The sequence below is a fragment of the Pseudomonas sp. NPDC087814 genome (assembly GCF_044742865.1).
In the GTDB taxonomy this organism is placed as follows: domain Bacteria; phylum Pseudomonadota; class Gammaproteobacteria; order Pseudomonadales; family Pseudomonadaceae; genus Aquipseudomonas.
In genome coordinates this window covers 12388-29555 of record NZ_JBIUVK010000021.1, presented here as the reverse complement: position 1 = coordinate 29555, position 17168 = coordinate 12388, and the positions used below count along the sequence as shown (strand labels likewise).

General features: G+C 57.8%; 10 protein-coding genes. All 10 read right to left on the bottom strand.

Annotated elements, in window-relative coordinates; genetic code table 11:
• Positions 1-3: 3 nt before the first annotated feature.
• The 10 genes from ACIOMR_RS17255 to ACIOMR_RS17210 all read right to left on the bottom strand — a co-directional run bounded on the left by ACIOMR_RS17255 (position 4) and on the right by ACIOMR_RS17210 (position 16940).
• Positions 4-915, bottom strand: a complete 912-nt coding sequence (locus ACIOMR_RS17255) for an ABC transporter permease subunit (protein ID WP_003215991.1) — start codon at positions 913-915, stop codon at positions 4-6.
• A gap of 10 nt (positions 916-925) precedes the next feature.
• Complete coding sequence (locus tag ACIOMR_RS17250) at positions 926-1936, bottom strand: ABC transporter permease subunit (RefSeq protein ID WP_003215992.1); 1011 nt, start codon at positions 1934-1936, stop codon at positions 926-928.
• A gap of 74 nt (positions 1937-2010) precedes the next feature.
• Positions 2011-3609, bottom strand: coding sequence for an ABC transporter substrate-binding protein (locus ACIOMR_RS17245; RefSeq protein ID WP_003215993.1), 1599 nt, complete (start codon positions 3607-3609; stop codon positions 2011-2013).
• A gap of 81 nt (positions 3610-3690) precedes the next feature.
• Positions 3691-5088, bottom strand: a complete 1398-nt coding sequence (locus ACIOMR_RS17240) for an OprD family porin (protein WP_401195418.1) — start codon at positions 5086-5088, stop codon at positions 3691-3693.
• A 171-nt stretch (positions 5089-5259) separates the two neighbouring features.
• Positions 5260-6804, bottom strand: coding sequence for an ABC transporter substrate-binding protein (locus ACIOMR_RS17235; RefSeq protein WP_371135981.1), 1545 nt, complete (start codon positions 6802-6804; stop codon positions 5260-5262).
• A gap of 364 nt (positions 6805-7168) precedes the next feature.
• Positions 7169-8797 (bottom strand): ABC transporter substrate-binding protein, encoded by a 1629-nt coding sequence (locus tag ACIOMR_RS17230; protein ID WP_003216000.1) that lies wholly within the window; start codon positions 8795-8797, stop codon positions 7169-7171.
• A 258-nt stretch (positions 8798-9055) separates the two neighbouring features.
• The gene (locus ACIOMR_RS17225) at positions 9056-10657 is read right to left on the bottom strand and encodes an ABC transporter substrate-binding protein (protein ID WP_008437261.1); all 1602 of its coding nucleotides are present in this window, start codon (positions 10655-10657) and stop codon (positions 9056-9058) included.
• Positions 10658-10792: 135 nt separating this feature from the next.
• Entirely contained in the window at positions 10793-13165 is a 2373-nt protein-coding gene (locus ACIOMR_RS17220; RefSeq protein ID WP_218645432.1) for a hypothetical protein, read from the bottom strand.
• Positions 13162-13473, bottom strand: a complete 312-nt coding sequence (locus tag ACIOMR_RS17215; RefSeq protein ID WP_134327322.1) for a hypothetical protein — start codon at positions 13471-13473, stop codon at positions 13162-13164. Before ACIOMR_RS17215 ends, ACIOMR_RS17220 begins: the two co-directional genes overlap by 4 nt.
• 119 nt (positions 13474-13592) lie before the next feature.
• On the bottom strand, positions 13593-16940 hold the full coding sequence (locus ACIOMR_RS17210; protein ID WP_023659189.1) for a dermonecrotic toxin domain-containing protein: 3348 nt from the start codon (positions 16938-16940) through the stop codon (positions 13593-13595).
• Positions 16941-17168: the final 228 nt, after the last annotated feature.

Sequence of the window (17168 nt, the reverse complement as noted above, 5' to 3'; positions counted from 1 at the left end):
TCCTCAGGCGGCGTTCTTGAGTTTCGGGTCCAGCGCATCGCGCAGGCCGTCGCCCATCAGGTTGATTGCCAGCACGCTGAGCAAAATGGTCAAGCCAGGCAGGCTCACGACCCACCAGGCGCGTTCGATGTAGTCGCGGGCCGAGGCCAGCATGGTGCCCCACTCAGGGGTTGGCGGTTGTACGCCAAGGCCCAGGAAGCCCAGGGCTGCAGCATCGAGAATCGCCGAGGAGAAACTCAGGGTGGCCTGAACGATCAGCGGCGCCATGCAGTTCGGCAGCACGGTGACGAACATCAGGCGCGGCAGGCCGGCGCCAGCAAGGCGTGCGGCGGTCACGTAGTCACGGTTCAGTTCGCCCATCACCGCAGCGCGGGTCAGGCGGACATAGGACGGCAGCGACACGATCGCGATGGCGATCACGGTGTTGATCAGGCCAGGGCCGAGGATCGCGACAATCGCCACAGCCAGCAGCAGCGACGGCAAGGCCAGCATGATGTCCATCAGGCGCATGATGGTCGGGCCGAGCAGGCGCGGGAAGAAACCGGCGAACAGGCCCAGCAGGATCCCCGGGATCAGCGACATCACCACCGACGATAAGCCGATCAGCAACGACAGGCGCGAACCCTGGATCAGGCGCGACAGCAGGTCACGACCGAGTTCATCGGTGCCCAGCAGGAACTGGATCTGCCCACCTTCCAGCCAGGCCGGAGGGGTCAGCAGGAAGTCACGGTATTGCTCGCTCGGGTTATGCGGGGCCACCCAAGGGGCGAAGAGCGCGCAAAACACCACCAGCAACATGAACAGCAGGCCGGCAACGGCGCCCTTGTTCTTGGAAAAGGCTTGCCAGAATTCTTTGTACGGGGACGGGTACAGCAGGCTTTGATCGACTGCTACCGCGGGAGTAGGTGTGGTCATGGTCATGATCTCAGCGCTGGTGACGGATGCGTGGGTTGGCGAAGCCGTAGAGGATATCCACCACGAAGTTCACCAGAATCACCAGGCAGGCGATTAACAGGATGCCGTTTTGCACCACGGGATAATCCCGTGCGCCAATGGCTTCGATCAGCCATTTGCCGATGCCGGGCCACGAGAAGATGGTTTCGGTCAGGACCGCACCGGCCAGCAATGTGCCGACTTGCAGGCCGACCACGGTGAGTACCGGGATCAAGGCGTTACGCAGGCCGTGGACGAACACCACGCGCGCCGGCGACAGGCCCTTGGCCTTGGCGGTGCGGATGTAGTCTTCGCGCAGTACTTCGAGCATCGACGAACGGGTCATCCGCGCGATAACAGCCAGCGGGATGGTGCCGAGCACGATGGCCGGCAGGATCAGGTGGTGCAACGCGTCCCAGAATGCGTCCGGCTCGTCGGCTAGCAGGGTGTCGATCAGCATGAAGCCGGTGCGCGGCTCGATGTCGTAGAGCAGGTCGATCCGTCCGGAGACTGGCGTCCAGCCCAGGCTGACGGAGAAGAACATGATCAGGATCAGGCCCCACCAGAAGATCGGCATCGAATATCCCGCCAGGGAGATGCCCATCACCCCATGGTCGAACAGGGATCCTCGCTTCAAGGCCGCGATCACCCCGGCTAACAGCCCCAGGATGCCGGCGAACAACAGGGCGGCCATGGACAGTTCCAGGGTCGCAGGGAAAAGGGCGGTGAATTCAGTCCACACGCTGGTACGGGTGCGCAGGGATTCGCCGAGGTCGCCGTGGGCGAGCTTGCCGACATAATCCAGGTATTGCGCGTAGAGCGGTTTATTCAGACCAAGGCGTTCCATTGCCTGAGCGTGCATCTCGGGGTCGACTCGTCGTTCGCCCATCATGACTTCGACGGGGTCGCCAGGGATCATGCGAATCAACGCGAAGGTCAGCAAGGTGATGCCGAAAAACGTGGGGATCAATAACCCCAATCGGCGGGCAATAAAACTAAACATCTTGTTGTGTACCTCAATCAGCCGGTTAGGCAGGTTCGGCACCGTCAATGTCGACGGTGCCGAGCGTCTCTTATCTACTTCACCTGGGTGGTGGCGAAGTTATTTGTGGTCAGAGGGCTTTGGGTATAACCCTCGACGTTTTTACGCATGGCGGTGAACATTTTCGGGTAAGCCATGGGAATCCATGGTTGGTCCTTGTCGAAAACGTCCATTGCTTGTTCATAGAGTGCAGCGCGCTGGGTGGGTTCAGCGATGGCGCGCGCCTTGTCGATCAAGTCTTGAAACTCCTTGTTACACCAGCGGGCGTAGTTTTCGCCGTTTTTCGCTGCATCGCAACTCAAGTTCGGGGTGAGGAAGTTATCCGGGTCCCCGTTATCCCCCGCCCAGCCGGCGGAGACCATGTCATGTTCGCCATTCTTGGCGCGCTTGAGCATTTCGCCCCATTCCATGACCTTGATGTTCACTTTCAGGCCGATCTGCGCCAGATCCGCCTGCATGCGCTGGGCGCCGAGCATTGGGTTGGGGTTGGTCGGGCCGCCGCCGTTGCGGGTGAACAGGGTGAACTCGGTGCCTTCCGGTACGCCGGCTTCCTTGAGCAGGGCGCGGGCCTTGTCGAGGTCGCGGGGCGGGTTTTTCAGCTTGTCGCTGAAACCCAGCAGGGTTGGCGGGTACGGGCCGGTGGCGTCGACCGCGTTGCCTTTGCCGTACAGGGATTCGTTGTAGCCCTTCTTGTCGAACGCGATGTTGATCGCGTGACGCACCCGCGCGTCGCTCATGTACTTGTGGGTGGTGTTCATGGCGGTGTAGGCGGTGGTCATCGCCGCCAGTTCCGCCACCTTCAGGTTCGGGTCGGCCTTCATGCTCGGCACGTCATCCGGTTTCGGATACAGCGCGATCTGGCATTCGTTGGCCTTGAGCTTTTGCAGGCGCACGTTGTTGTCGGTGGTGATGGCCAGGATCAGCGGGTCAGCCGGCGGCTTGCCACGGAAGTAGTCCGGGTTGGCCTTGAAGCGCACTTGGGCGTCTTTGGCGTAGCGGGTGAAGATGAACGGGCCGGTGCCGATGGGCTTGGCGTTCAGGTCGTCGGTCTTGCCGGACTTGAGCAATTGGTCGGCGTATTCGGCGGAGTGAATCGAGGAAAACGCCATGGCCAGGTCGGCCAGGAACGGTGCTTCAGGGCGGGTCAGGGTGAAGACCACGGTGTGGTCATCGGTCTTCTCTACGCTCTTGAGCAGTTCCTTGAAGCCCATGCTTTCAAAGTATGGGTAGCCCACGTTGGACTTTTTGTGCCACGGGTGATTCGGGTCCAGCTGGCGCTGGAAGCTCCAAAGCACGTCGTCGGCGTTCATGTTGCGCGTGGGTTTGAAGTAGTCGGTGGTGTGGAACTTGATGTCGTCACGCAGGTGAAAGGTGTAGGTCAGGCCATCGGCGCTGATCTCGGGCAGGTCTTTGGCCAGCGCCGGGATCACTTCGGTGGTGCCGGGCTTGAAGTCCACCAGGCGGTTGAAGATGGTTTCGGCCGCGGCGTCGGCGGTGACAGCCGTGGTGTACAGGACCGGATCGAAGCCTTCCGGGCTGGCTTCGGTGCAGACGACCAACGGTTTGGCCGAGATGCCGACAGCAACGCTCAACAGCGCAGCGGCAATGGCGGCTTGTAACGGGAGCATTTTCATCTAAGAGCCCTCTGCAATCGATTGGACCAGACAAGCGTAGGCGGCGGGCCCGTCCTGAGCCCGCCGCCGACCTGGCGCTGATTAAAGAATGTTGAACGGGATGGTGGTCACCAGGCGGAACTCACGCAGGTTGCCGTCAGCCTGGTTGGCGCTGGCACGGTGAGTCACGTAGGTACCACGAATGGTGGTGGCCTTGAGTGCGCCGCTCTGGATCGCGTAAGCCGCGCCTACACCGTATTCCTGGTGCTTCTCGCCGTCCTGGGCCTGAATGCCGTTGTAGGCAAAGCCAGCGCGGCCGCCGTCGCCGGTGTAGTGAGTACCGTCGATACCCCAGCCACGTGCCGAGTAGATGTTGAACTTCAGGCCCGGCACGCCGTATTCGGCCATGTTGATGCCGTAGGCGATCTGGAAGGACTTCTCGTTCGGACCGTTGAAGTCGGACGTCAGGGAGTTGGCCAGGTAGATGCCGTTGGTTTCGTGCAGGTAGTCGAAGTACTCGTCGCCGTTCACTGCCTGGTAGGAGAAGGTCAGGCTGTGAGCCTGGTGGGTCAGGCCGAACGACAGCGAGTAGGTGTCGTTGTCGATCTTGCCCATCAACTTTTTGCCTTCGTCGACGGTCTTGTAGTAGTTCAGGCCCGTGGTCAGGGACAGGGTCTGGCTGTCACCCAGTTCGTGGGTAGCACCGAAGTAGTACTGGTTCCAGAAGTCTTCCACGTTAGCGGCGAACAGGCTGGTCTTCAGGCTCTTGAACGGCTGGTAGTTGACGCCCAGGGTGTTGACCTTGTCGGTTTCCTGGCGACCATTGCCGTATTCAGTACGGAATTTCGACAGGCTCTGCTCGGTCCGTGGCGAAACGCGGTCGAACACGCCGCCCTGGAAGGACAGGTTGCTGAACTCTTCGCTGTTGAAGCTCACACCTTCGAAGCTCGAAGGCAGCGCACGGTTACCGATGGTGTCGATGATGCCGCTGCTGAAGTTCTGGCGACCGGCGGTCAAGGTGGTGTTCGAGACACGGAACTTGACGTTGGCCAGGCCCAGTTTGCTCCACTGGTCTACAGCGTCGCCGTCGGAGTCGGCCAGGGTACGGTTGGAGCCGCCCTTGATGTCGCGCTTGCTGCGGTCCAGGACCAGAGCGTTGTAGACAGCCACTTCAGTGCTCACGCCAACGGTGCCTTGGGTGAAACCCGAGGTAGCGTTGAGGATGGTGCCTTGCACCCAGTTGGTACGGTAGTTGTCAGTACGGGCTTCGCCGTGCTTCTGGTAAGTGAACTTGCTGCCACGGAAGCGTTGTTCGTTGGAGAACCAGTTACGGGTTGTACCGCCCAGGCTTGCGCCATCGATAAAGCCTTTGGCCTCGCTTTGGGCGCTGGTGCCGGCCAGTGTGGTTGGAACGAAGTCCTGGCTTGCAGGATCAGCGTAGGCGTTAGCCGTGATGCTGCTGATGGCCAGGGCCAGTAGCGCGGTGCTGCTCAGTTTCATGGGTGAAGCTCCTTTGGTTCTCTTTTTAATGCCGGTCTTTTTAGGTGAACCGGCTATTGGGTGTGTAACTCGTTCAAGCCTTTGCAAACGTTTGCCCGTGGGTAAAACCCGAAATAAGGCTGCACGTTTGCAGCAAGGCGAATGCTCGCCCTGCGCAATCCGGTTATCTTTTTATGGGTTGATGCTGACGCCCGAGAACACGTTGCGGCCGAAGGGGCTCACTTTGAAACCTTCGACTTTGGCGCTTAACGGCTGGTTGACCGTCGAGTGGGCGACTGGCGTGATCGGCACCTGCTGCTTGAGCAGTTGCTGCGCCTGTTTGTATAGGACAGTCCTTTGTTCGCGGTCGGTGACGACCTTGGCTTGCTTGATCAGCTTGTCGTACGCCGGGTCACACCACATGGAGTAGTTGTTCCCGCCGATGGCGTCGCAGCTGTAGAGGGTGCCCAGCCAGTTGTCCGGGTCACCGTTGTCGCCGGTCCAGCCGATCAGGCTGATGTCATGCTCGCCATTCTTGGTGCGCTTGATGTACTCGCCCCATTCATAGCTGACGATCTTGACCTTGAGGCCAATCTTTGCCCAATCGCTTTGCAGCATTTCGGCCATCAGCTTGGCGTTGGGGTTGTACGGCCGTTGTACCGGCATCGCCCACAGGGTGATCTCGGTGCCTTCCTTCACGCCGGCAGCCTTGAGCAATTCCTTGGCTTTTTCCGGGTTGTAGGCGGCGTCCTTGATGGTGTCGTCGTAAGACCACTGGGTCGGCGGCATGGCGTTGACCGCCAGTTGCCCCGCGCCCTGGTACACGGCGTTGAGGATGCTCTGCTTGTTCACCGCCATGTCCAGGGCCTGGCGCACTTCGAGCTGGTCGAAGGGCTTGTGCCGCACGTTATAGGCGATGTAGCCCAGGTTGAAACCCGGCTTGGTCAGCAGTTGCAGGTTCGGGTCGGCCTTCAGGGCTTCGACGTCGGCCGGGCGCGGGTGCAGGGTGATCTGGCATTCGCCGGCCTTGAGCTTTTGCACCCGTACCGAGGCGTCGGTGTTGATCGCAAAAATCAGCTGGTCGAGCTTCACGCGGCTCGGGTCCCAGTACTGTTTGTTGCCGGTGTAGCGAATCTGCGAGTCTTTCTGGTAGCGCTGGAACACGAACGGCCCGGTGCCGATCGGCTTCTGGTTGATGTCGCTGGGCTTGCCGACCTTGAGCAAATGGTCGGCGTATTCGGCCGACAGGATCGAGGCGAAGCTCATGGCGATGTTCTGGATAAACGCGGCGTCGACCGTGTTCAGGGTCATCACCACGGTGTGCGGGTCGGTTTTCTCGACCTTGGCGATATTCTTGTTCAGGCTCATCCCGTTGAAGTACGGAAACTCGGTGGGGTAGGCCTTGCGGAACGGGTGTTCGGGGTCAAGCATGCGATTGAAGGTGAACAGCACGTCGTCGGCGTTGAAGTCGCGCGTCGGCTTGAAGTCCTTGTTGCCGTGGAATTTCACCCCTTCACGCAGGTGGAAGGTATAGGTCAGGCCGTCTTCGGAAATATCCCAACGGGTTGCCAGGCCCGGTACGACATTGGTCGCGCCTTTTTCAAACTCGGCCAAGCGGTTGTAGATAGGCTCGGCGGCGTCGTTATCGGTGGCCGTCGTGTATTGCGCGGTGTCGAAGCCCGCCGGGCTGCCTTCGGAGCAAAACACCAGGCTCTTTTTCTCGGCAGCCTGGCCCATCGAGGCCACAGCCAGCAGGCTGGTGCCAAATATCGCGGATAGAACGGTGGTATGGCGCATAACAATCCCGATCCTTGTTTGTTGTTTTCGTCAGTGAGCAATCGCAAGGTCATTCTTGACCTTGCGACAACACTGATCCCACAACGGCAGTTGCCCTACAGAGACGATGCGTCTGCCGTACCACGACGTTATGGGTCGGGAGCCGGGCAGTAAATGCAACGAATCTGACAGACCTTGTAGGTAACGGAGCCGCGATTCGCAGTTAGCTGCCGTAGGACGGCAGCGTGTGCGGAGGTGGTCTGTTTCCTACGGTCTTGGCGGATGCAATAACGGCGACGTTATGAAACGTCGCCGCCAGAGATCCTTACTTGCCGCTTACGCTCACGCCGTAGAAGGAGTTCAAGCCAAATGGGCTGATCTTGAAGTCCTGCACGTTGTTGCGCATGGGTTGATACACCGTCGAGTGCGCGATAGGTGTCATCGGGACTGCATCTTTGAGGATATGTTGCGCCTGCTTGTACAGCTCGGTGCGTTTGGCTACGTCGGAAGTCGCCTTGGCTTCTTTCACGATGCCGTCGAATTTCTTGTCGCACCACTTGGAGAAGTTGTTGCCGGCCAGGGAATCGCAGCCGAACAGCACGTTCAGCCAGTTGTCCGGGTCACCATTGTCGCCGCTCCAGCCAATGATCATGGCTTGGTTCTCGCCGCCTTTGGAACGCTTGATGTACTCGCCCCACTCATAGCTGACGATGTTCACTTTCAGGCCGATCTGTTTCCAGTCGTTCTGCAGCATCTCGGCCATCAGCTTGGCGTTCGGGTTGTACGGACGCTGGACCGGCATCGCCCACAGGGTGATCTCGGTGCCTTCCTTGACGCCGGCTTCCTTGAGCAAAGCCTTGGCTTTGGTCACATCAAACGGCGCATCCTTGATGGTGGTGTCATAGGACCACTGGGTTGGCGGCATGGCGTTGACCGCCAGTTGGCCTGCGCCCTGGTACACCGAGTCGATGATCTGCTGCTTGTTCACCGACATGTCCAGGGCCTCACGCACGCGCAGGTCGGACAGCGGGTTAGGCGCGGTCTGGCCCTTGAGGACCGGCATTACGTTGTAGGCGATGTAGCCCAGGTTGAAACCGGCCTGGTGCGGCAGTTTCAGGTCCTTGTCTTCACCCAGCGCCTTGAGGTCGGCCGGACGTGGGAACAGGGTCACCTGGCATTCGTTTTTCTTCAGCTTCTGGATACGCACCGACGGGTCGGTAGTGATGGCGAAGATCAGGTTGTCGATCTTCACGTCTTCAGGTTTCCAGTAATCCTTGTTGCCGGTGTAACGGATGTTGGAGTCTTTCTGGTAGCTCTTGAACACGAACGGACCAGTGCCGATTGGCTTCTGGTTGATGTCCTGTGCCTTGCCTTCCTTCAACAGCTGGGCGGCGTATTCAGCCGACTGGATGGAGGCGAAGCTCATTGCCAGGTTCTGGATGAAGGCGGCGTCCACGGTGCCAAGGGTGAACTTGACGGTGTGGTCATCGACTTTCTCGATGTTCTTGATGTTGGTGTCCATACCCATGTCCGTGAAGTACGGGAACTCGGTCGGGTAGGCTTTACGGAACGGATCGTCTTTATTGATCATCCGGTTGAAGGTGAACAGTACGTCGTCAGCCGTGAATTCACGAGTTGGCTTGAAGTACGGGGTGGTGTGGAACTTGACGCCTTCACGCAGGTGGAAGGTGTACGTCAGGCCATCCGGGGAAACGTCCCAGGTCGTGGCGAGCCCAGGAACAACAGCGGTGCCGCCGCGCTCGAACTGGGTCAGACGGTTGAACATGGTTTCGGCCGAAGCATCGAAGTCTGTTCCGGTGGTGTACTGGCCTGGATCAAAACCGGCCGGGCTCCCTTCGGAGCAGAACACCAGGTTGCTCGCCGCTTGGGCGAAAGGTGCAGCAGCCATTAAACCGGCGCTGACTAATAACGGAATGACTGCGTGTTTAAGCATGTTGGCCTCATGATTTGTTGTCATTTTTGGTAGTGAGGGCGACCTCGTGAGTCGACCTGCGGATACTTATGCAGGGCCCATACCCAATGCAAGATGTTGAGAGCCTACAACGGCTAAACAGTGGTACGAACGTACACGAATGTCGCATATGTGTAAGTTCAGACACATTTACGCACTTTTGAGGGCTTTTTTCGGTGCGAGGGCCGCACCAGGAATGCCCAACCGAGGCGTCTGGCGCACTCGGTTGGGGCGCGGCTGTTACTTATTCAGACTGACGCCGTAGAAGGGAGTGAGTCCAAAAGGACTGATCTTGAAGTCCTGTACTTCCTTTCGCAGGGGCTGGAAAACCGTCGAGTTTGCGATAGGCGTTATAGGTACTTGTTCCTTAAGGATTTTTTGTGCCTGTTGATACCACTTGATGCGCTGCTCGCGGTCGCTGCTGACCTTGGCCTGCTGCACCAGTTTGTCGTAGGCCGGGTTACACCATTTTGCATAGTTGCTGCCCTTCACCGCGGCACAACTGTAGAGCACGCCCAGCCAATTATCCGGGTCGCCGTTGTCGCCGGTCCAGCCGTAGATCATCACGTCGTGCTCGCCGGCTTTGGCGCGTTTGATGTACTCGCCCCACTCATAGCTGACGATATTGGCCTTGATGCCAATCTTTTCCCAATCCTGCTGGATCATCTGCGCCGACATCCGGGCATTGGGATTCGACGCGCGTTGTACGGTCATCGCCCACAGGTTGAGGGTGGTACCTGGTGCAACCCCTGCTTCTTTTAGTAGCGCCCGCGCCTTGGCCGGATCGTAGGGCGCGTCCTTGATTGTCGGGTCATAAGACCACTGGGCCGGAGGCAGGGCGTTCTGCGCCAATTGTCCGGCGCTCTGGTACACCGCCTTGATAATTGCCGGCTTGTCGATGGCCATGTCCAGCGCCTGGCGCACCTTGAGCTGGTCCAGGGGCGGGTGGGTCACGTTGTAGGCGAGAAAGCCCAGGTTGAAGCCGGCTTGCTGAAGAACCCGCAGGTTGGGGTCTTGCTTCATCACTTCGATGTCGGAAGGGCGCGGGTAACCGCTGACCTGGCACTCGCCGGCCTTGAGCTTTTGCAGGCGCACGGCGGCGTCCGGGGTGATCGAGAACACCAGGTTGTCGAGCTTCACATCTTCGGGCTTCCAATACTGTTTATTGGCGCTGTAGCGAATCTGCGAATCCTTCTGGTAACGCTTGAACACAAATGGCCCGGTGCCCACCGGCTTCTGATTGATGTCCGCGGCCTTGCCTTCCTTGAGCAACTGCGCGGCATATTCGGCGGACTGCACCGAGGCGAAGCTCATGGCCAGGTTCTGCACGAAGGAGGCGTCAACGTTGTTCAGGTTGAAGCGCACGGTGTGCTCGTCGAGTTTTTCGACGCTCTTGATCGTGGTGTTCAAGCCCATGTCGGTGAAGTAGGGCGACTCCGATGGATAGGCCTTGCGGAACGGGGTCTCGGGATCCAGCAGGCGCTGGAAGGTGAAGAGCACGTCGTCGGCGTTGAAATCACGGGTCGGGGTGAAATAGTCGGTGGTGTGGAACTTGACGCCATCGCGCAGGTGGAAGGTATACATCAGGCCGTCTTTGGACACGTCCCAATTGGTTGCCAGGCCGGGTTCGACTTCAGTGCCGCCACGCTTGAACTGGGTCAGGCGGTTGAACACGGTTTCGGCGGAGGCATCGAAATCGGTGCCGCTGGTGTACTGGCTGGGGTCGAAGCCGGCGGGGCTGGCTTCGGAGCAGTAGACCAGGGTGCCGGCTGCCTGGGCCATGGGCATGAATGCCAGCAGGCCGGCAGCAAGGAGCAGCGGTTTTAAGGTGATTCTTTCCATGGAGACCCCTGAAGTGGCAGGCAAATAGTGCCCGAACGAAAACGGCAGTCACCGAGGTTACCGCCGTTCTTGTCACTCAGGTAGAGATAAGCATGCGAGGCCCCAGTGTCTCCGGGATTCGGCTATTCCAGGTCGCTACGATTTGGCCGGAAAGTGTTCGGGTTTATAAGTGAACGCCCACCACTTGAACGGATTCCAGTACGGGTTGTTCTTTGACGGCTTGAATTTCTTGATTCGCGCCATTTCTTCGCTGACATACTGTTCAGCCTGAGCTCTTACTGCGGTACGGACGTTGTCGGTGATCGGGATTTTTTGTGCGGATAAGTTCTCCAGGTAGAGGTGTTCTACTTTATCAATGGCTGCTTTTACTTGTTCCGGGGACAGGTTGGCGGTCAAGGTACCGCTATAACCTTTGACAGGGCGGCCAATCAACTTTTGGAATTGAGCGGCAAACGAAGCATCCCCACCGGTTGCGGAGTCACATGACAGCAGGCGCACGTTGTCGAACTCTTCCGGATGGATCCCTTTGCTGTGAAGCGTATCCAGCAATTCTTCCGGACTATTGAGCTTTCCATCATAAGAAACTTTTGCGACCCCGGTAGTCTCATCGACTTTACCGTGTACCAGTATGTTCAATCGCTGGGCCGAACCTTGTTTGTTCACATCCACGAACGTGTAAAGTTTATCGTTGATAGTGTTCAGGCTATCTATTTCTCCACTGAGAATACTGGTTTTTTCAGCAGTAGAAAAAAGGGCTTCGCCGACCGGCAGATTTTTAACCGTTTTCAGGGGCGGCAGTTCGACGCCGTCTACGTTGATAGATGCCGGGGGGGCCTCTGGTCCACTCGACTCAATTTCATTTAAAGACGGGTCCGGATGACTATCGCCGGATACTTTCGAAACGCGTGTCAGCTCAAATTCGCTCTTCTGCGAATTATAGTTCCAGCGGTAGTCTTCAGTAACGGTGGAGTTGAACGTAATCGGAGTTTCACCCAGGCTCGCCTCGACCAAACCGGGTGCAACTTCGTGTGCCAGCATCAGGCTTGAGATGACGGCCGCAGCAGTTCCCCCTGTGCGCTCGCCTGCGGTCTTGCCATAGAGGCTGTCATGCACGCCAAACACGATATTGCCTATATTGCCAACAATGGGCAGATTACCAAAGGTTTTGCCCCAGGTGTCTTTCACCGACTTCCAGGCTTGCTGCGAGGCACCAAACACATCCGTCTGGTCGGCCCACACCGCATTGTTGGCGTTCTGCTCCTGATAGTGGGGGGCGATACCTTTGTTCAGATCGCCAAATTGCAGCCCATAACCTGCTTTTCGCGATTCGGTGTAGTTGAATAGCTCTCGTACCGGCACGGATTTATCTTTGTACCAGTGTTCGTACCCCGGATATCGCGACCGATTATCCTGGATGAGGCTGTCGAGCACCGCCCCGGCCGGTGGCCAGTGGGCATTGTGTCCCCCTTGCATATCACCGGTATTGAAACGGCGCATCAATTCATCACGATTGTCTTTGGCCCAGTTCGCAAATTCTTCATCGCCTTTTATCTCGCGGACAGCGCCGTTCTTCAAGTCGATCATGACTCCCTGATTGGGGCGATTGGCGGGATTGCCATCGTAAGGCGTGTAGGGGATAAAGGCATACCCGCTCATGGGGTAGCCGTAAATATTGGGGATAATCACTTGCCCATTCTTGTCCAGCGTGCGATTCACCGCTTCCTGGCCGGCAGGGCTTAACCTTGCGAAATTTTCCGTGTCACTACGAAGGCTCAGCAACGTGCCCCGTGTTACATAGGCGTCTGCTTTTCCCGATCGCTCTGCTATTGTTCCGGAGCCCTCGCGCATCGGCGCGGCTATGTCTTTCTCCCAGCGAGCTTGAAGTTGTCGGCCGAACGCTTCCAAATCATTGATTTTTGTCCGGTCTTTTTTTTCTATTTCCATTTCAGGAAAATTTAAAACCCCACCACGTGCGGGTCTGTCGTGCGCTAGAGCACCCGCTGCAATTTCCCATGCGAAATAAGTGTGTGTCTGGGTATCAGAGAGATTTTGTGCTGTGCCCATACCGACATAGGTATTGAACGTTACCGTGAACTTTTCATGCGGGTCGAACCCGGCTGCCAATAAACCCCCACTGAAGTATCCTGCGGGGTCCATGAACAGGCGCACGTTCTGGAACTTGACGTTTCGTTCGCCTTCAGTGCCACTTTCTATATTTTCGATCTGCGTCTTTACACGATTGGCATAGGCATCGATATGAGCCTCTCGCTCATTGTAGATATACCCATCGCCTGGAGCGTGAACAAAGTCGGGTCCGTAAATGGTTGCCTTGTAGATATCAGACTCGTTCCTGGCGGCAGTGCCAACGTTGTCCGTTTCATAAATATCGGTACTCTTCAATGGCGTTGGCGGTATCCGTTCCAGCGCCTCGGTACGTTGTTCTTGAGTCGTACCGGGTAGCGGTGTTTTTGGGTAATGGACAATGTTAAGTTGAACTGAGCTTGTCATTTCAGATTACCTGGCTGGATGTTGATTGCACGCATCTGCGCCGCCATAAACTGTGGATGAGGAGTACGGTGATCTACGCCATGAGTGGTGCAGCGTCCAGGCGTGTTCCGCTCGTTGAGGGTGAGGATGTAGTTGTCCATTGCACGGGTTATAAGTTGAAAAGATTTATCACCAACGCACTTCAATGTGTCCGGACCAGCAGACGCCCGGCGATTAAGCATTTTCTGAAGCTGGTAACCGGTTATTACCGCTGAAACTTCTTGAATTAAGTGCCAGGCAAAAAAAATGCTGCCCGAAGGCAGCGGCATTGCAGTCCTGCTCCCTGAAATGGCAGGTAAACGCTACGCGAACGAGAACGGCGGTCACCACGGTTGCCGCCGTTCGGGTTACCCAGGTTGAGATAAGCGCCTGCGTCGCGGCGATCGCCTTAAAACACCTGTGCGCCGCCATAAACGGTGGACTGTATCCACCGCGGGTCCATAGGATCGCTCCAGACGTGCCGAGGCGGCGTACCACCATCTCCGATCAGGATTTGCCGGCCCTCGTCGCTCCATTCCTGCATGCGTTGTGCGAATTGGCCGTGGTACTCGTTGGCCGGACAAGTGATACCGGCCCATGGGTCCACTATCCACGCATCAGCCCATTCGGGCTCGGCAAATCCAGCGGTCAAGAGGTTAGGCTGACTTGCGGGGCCGCCGACCACGCTGAAGGTGTGTCCCTGCACTTGTGCAATGCGGGCAAAGCCGCCACTGGCGTTAACGGTATCGGTGGCGACCCTGGCCATCTGGTCGCAATTGCCGGCCCCCGTTTTCAGGATGACCTCCGAGTAGTTGGGCGCGCCGGTTCGAGTGTATAGCCAGGTCACTATTTCATTGGCCACGTCGCTGCGCAGACTGTTACCGGCATCGGCCAGGGTTTTCTGGTTGGCCGACCGTATACCGGTTGTCTGGAACTGTTCCTCCACCGTTCTCTTGCCCCAACGGGCGTAGGCCTTGTTTTGCTCGTTGACCGTGAGCTGCCCGAAATAGTGAGGCTTTTGAAGGGGCTCAAGTTGTATGGTCTTGGCGGCCACCTCTACCTTCTTGTCCCAGGCATAGACTGCCAGTAGAACTTCACGTTTCTTTTCATCGGACAGTCCGGCCAGGACTCGGTCCAGTTGGGTGGCTTGATCGGGTGTGAAGTTGTATTCAAGGCTCAGTTTTTTTGCCAGTGAGTCCAGGGAGGGCAGTATCACCAGATCGTTATTGTGGGTTTTTCCGGAAATGTCACGATAGAGGTCCTTGTACTCGTCATGCAGCCTGATGATGTCCCGGCTGGCCGGATCGGTGTTTGCGGCGATGCGTTGAAAGTTGAGCGCAGGGTTCGAACCGTCGTATTCGGCCACGTAGTAAATGCCGGTATCGCCCTCGACCACCACATAATCTATTCCTGCGTAGGGTATTTTTATGCCCCTCAGGACGCGCTGGTCATCACTGAGATCACTGATCTGGTCCAGCTTTACAACCACGGTTTCCTGGTTGAGCGCCCGTGGTTGACCGATATCTTCATAGCCGAAGTCCGGCTCATTGAGCACCACCCCGCTGGTTTGGTTGCGGTAGGTAACCGGCGTGTGCCCGGGCACCGACATCAGCTCCTGGCTGGATGTGTCGCTCACTCTATACAGCCTGTGCTCATGCACCACGGTCCGCGCGCCTTCCTGCGTTGGGGCGCCCGGCAAGAGACGCCGATGCTCAAGTGCCTGGGCGTCTTGAGCGACCGATGTATCGGCGTCCTCGATCATTTTTGTGTAGCACAAGCTGTCAATGTTGCGCTTTACGCGGCGCCCAACCGGCGCACAAACGGCTTCAAAATCCTCCAGCGGCTCGGCATGCTCGGTAGGCCCCATCTTGGTCAAGGCGTCCGGTTGTGCGGGGTCGTAGCGGTAAACGTCATCCCCGACCACTACATCGGTATGGGTTGCACGCTTGATCAGGAAGGTCTGGTCTGCGGACAGGCCCTCAGGTACCAGCACGCTTGCCCCTGCAGCTCCCGGCTCGACTTCGCGCGTGAGGGCGATGCGGGTGGAGGACTCAAGGGCTTTCGAGGCCCTCTCTATCCCTTTCTCCACCAGTGAAGTTGCGCCCGAAGCCACCGTCGGCAGCGCATTGAGCACTCCGAACACGATATGGTCGGCCCCGCCTTTCTTGCCGTGCTTGACGTCATCGATGCCGATACCGGCCTCCGCTACGCCGGAGGCGACGTAGAACACCTCGAGGGCCACGGCGACTTCGGGCATCACCAGTGCCAGCGGCGTCATCAGCATCGCGACCTTGGTGGCGGTTTCCAGGCCTTTGAGGATGTTGGCTTTGGTCACGTCGCTGTCGGTGACGATTTGGGTCTCGGCATCCTTGTACGAGCGATCTTTCTGGCGGGCAGTAATGGCCTCGAATGGGTCCTGGGCGAGGGGTTCGGTGGTGATGAAAGTCTGCGGGTTGAATTCATTCAGGCGCTCCAACACATCGGCATCCGGCGCGTCTTTGCGGTGCCAGCCACCCAGCCCGGTCAGTGTCTGGTTCACGCCGTCGGAGAACGTCCGGTCGGCCTGGTCACGCAGCGTGAAATGGGTTGAAAGGGCTTCGCGCTTGGTGGGGTCGGCAGCTTGCTCAGCCAGCCAGTTTTTCATCTGGGCCTGGCTGTCAAAGCGATGAATAGGCGACGAGTTGCCGGGAATATACAAAAGCGTGGGGCTGATGATCTTGCCGTCATCGGTGACCTTGGGGTTTTTGTCGGTGATGTACAGCAGGTCCGAAGATTGAAAACCGTTGATGCTGAGCAGACCCATTTCCAGGCCTGGGTCCTGGGCGGCAGAGGCTTTCAGGTCCTCGACGCGGAGGTTCGACCAGTCTTTATCGGTGGTCAAGTTCGCTGCGCGTAGCGCCAGTTCCTTGTCGCTTGGGCTCAGGCTGCCGGTCTTTTCCTGGAGCAGGATGGCGGCAACGAAGGAGGCCTTGGTCAATGCCGTGTATTTGCTTTCGTGGCTGGGCCAGAACGTATCCAGGAATGTTTTATACGGCGCGGCGCGTTCGGTGTTCCACACCAATTCCCTGAATTGCTCCGGGGTCTTTTTGATCCGCATCGACTCGTTGTATTGCTGGCGCTGGCCGGGCGGGGAGGCGCGGTATATAAACTCATAGGTCTGCTGGGCATTGACGGCAGAGTCAATGGCAAGCCCCGCCTGGCCCAGCGGCGAAAACGTCAGTAGCCGTTCCAGCCAGGTATGCAGGGTCGTGCGTGTTTTTTCCTCGGGCGTCTGGTGTTCATCGGTGTTGTTTTTTTTCTGCACATCTTGCAGGGCCGCCTGGGTCAAGGTTATCCGGTTCAGTACCTTTGCATTGCGAGGAGGCCTTCCCCGTGTCGGGTCGTAGTTGAAGGTAGTAATAAACGTGTTGTCCGGATCAACGTCCTCGCCCCACTTTTTCTTGATTTCGGCCTTGATAAGGTTGGCGGTGCTTTCCAGGGGCGTCTCGAACCCTGTCGTTGCACTGCGAATGTAGTTTTCGACTGTCTTGTTGTATGGCAATCCCGGGATCAACACGTCGTGAGTGTGACGGCGGGGTCGTGATGCGGGAGTGTCGGTGGCCCGATCGGCTGCCTTTACGGGCTGCCCTGGCGAATATGTCTGCCGTGAAGTATCCGTACCTTGGCGGGGTTTTCCCTGTTCTTCGGCAATACCTGCCGAGGAGGGGGTATCAAGGAAGAAGCCGTTGTTTGCCGCGATGGAACCTATGGTGGTCATATGACAAATCCTGATGTGCATGGTGTGCAGGAATGATGTGATGTCCGCCATAGGTGGTTCAGCGTGTAGGCGTGTTCCGTTCTTTGATGGGGAAGATGTAGTTCGCCATTACGCGGGTTATAAGCTGAAAAGATTTATCGCCGGTGCGCTTCAAGGTGTGTGGACCAGAACACTCTCAGCCATTGAGTATTTTCTTAAGCTGATATCCGGTTATTACCGCTGATACTT

Coding starts and splice junctions, on each gene's coding strand:
- ACIOMR_RS17255 (WP_003215991.1), bottom strand. CDS start 915: ATGACCACACCTACTCCCGCGGTAGCAGTCGATCAAAGCCTGCTGTAC.
- ACIOMR_RS17250 (WP_003215992.1), bottom strand. CDS start 1,936: ATGTTTAGTTTTATTGCCCGCCGATTGGGGTTATTGATCCCCACGTTT.
- ACIOMR_RS17245 (WP_003215993.1), bottom strand. CDS start 3,609: ATGAAAATGCTCCCGTTACAAGCCGCCATTGCCGCTGCGCTGTTGAGC.
- ACIOMR_RS17240 (WP_401195418.1), bottom strand. CDS start 5,088: ATGAAACTGAGCAGCACCGCGCTACTGGCCCTGGCCATCAGCAGCATC.
- ACIOMR_RS17235 (WP_371135981.1), bottom strand. CDS start 6,804: ATGGGCCAGGCTGCCGAGAAAAAGAGCCTGGTGTTTTGCTCCGAAGGC.
- ACIOMR_RS17230 (WP_003216000.1), bottom strand. CDS start 8,797: ATGCTTAAACACGCAGTCATTCCGTTATTAGTCAGCGCCGGTTTAATG.
- ACIOMR_RS17225 (WP_008437261.1), bottom strand. CDS start 10,657: ATGGAAAGAATCACCTTAAAACCGCTGCTCCTTGCTGCCGGCCTGCTG.
- ACIOMR_RS17220 (WP_218645432.1), bottom strand. CDS start 13,165: ATGACAAGCTCAGTTCAACTTAACATTGTCCATTACCCAAAAACACCG.
- ACIOMR_RS17215 (WP_134327322.1), bottom strand. CDS start 13,473: ATGCCGCTGCCTTCGGGCAGCATTTTTTTTGCCTGGCACTTAATTCAA.
- ACIOMR_RS17210 (WP_023659189.1), bottom strand. CDS start 16,940: ATGACCACCATAGGTTCCATCGCGGCAAACAACGGCTTCTTCCTTGAT.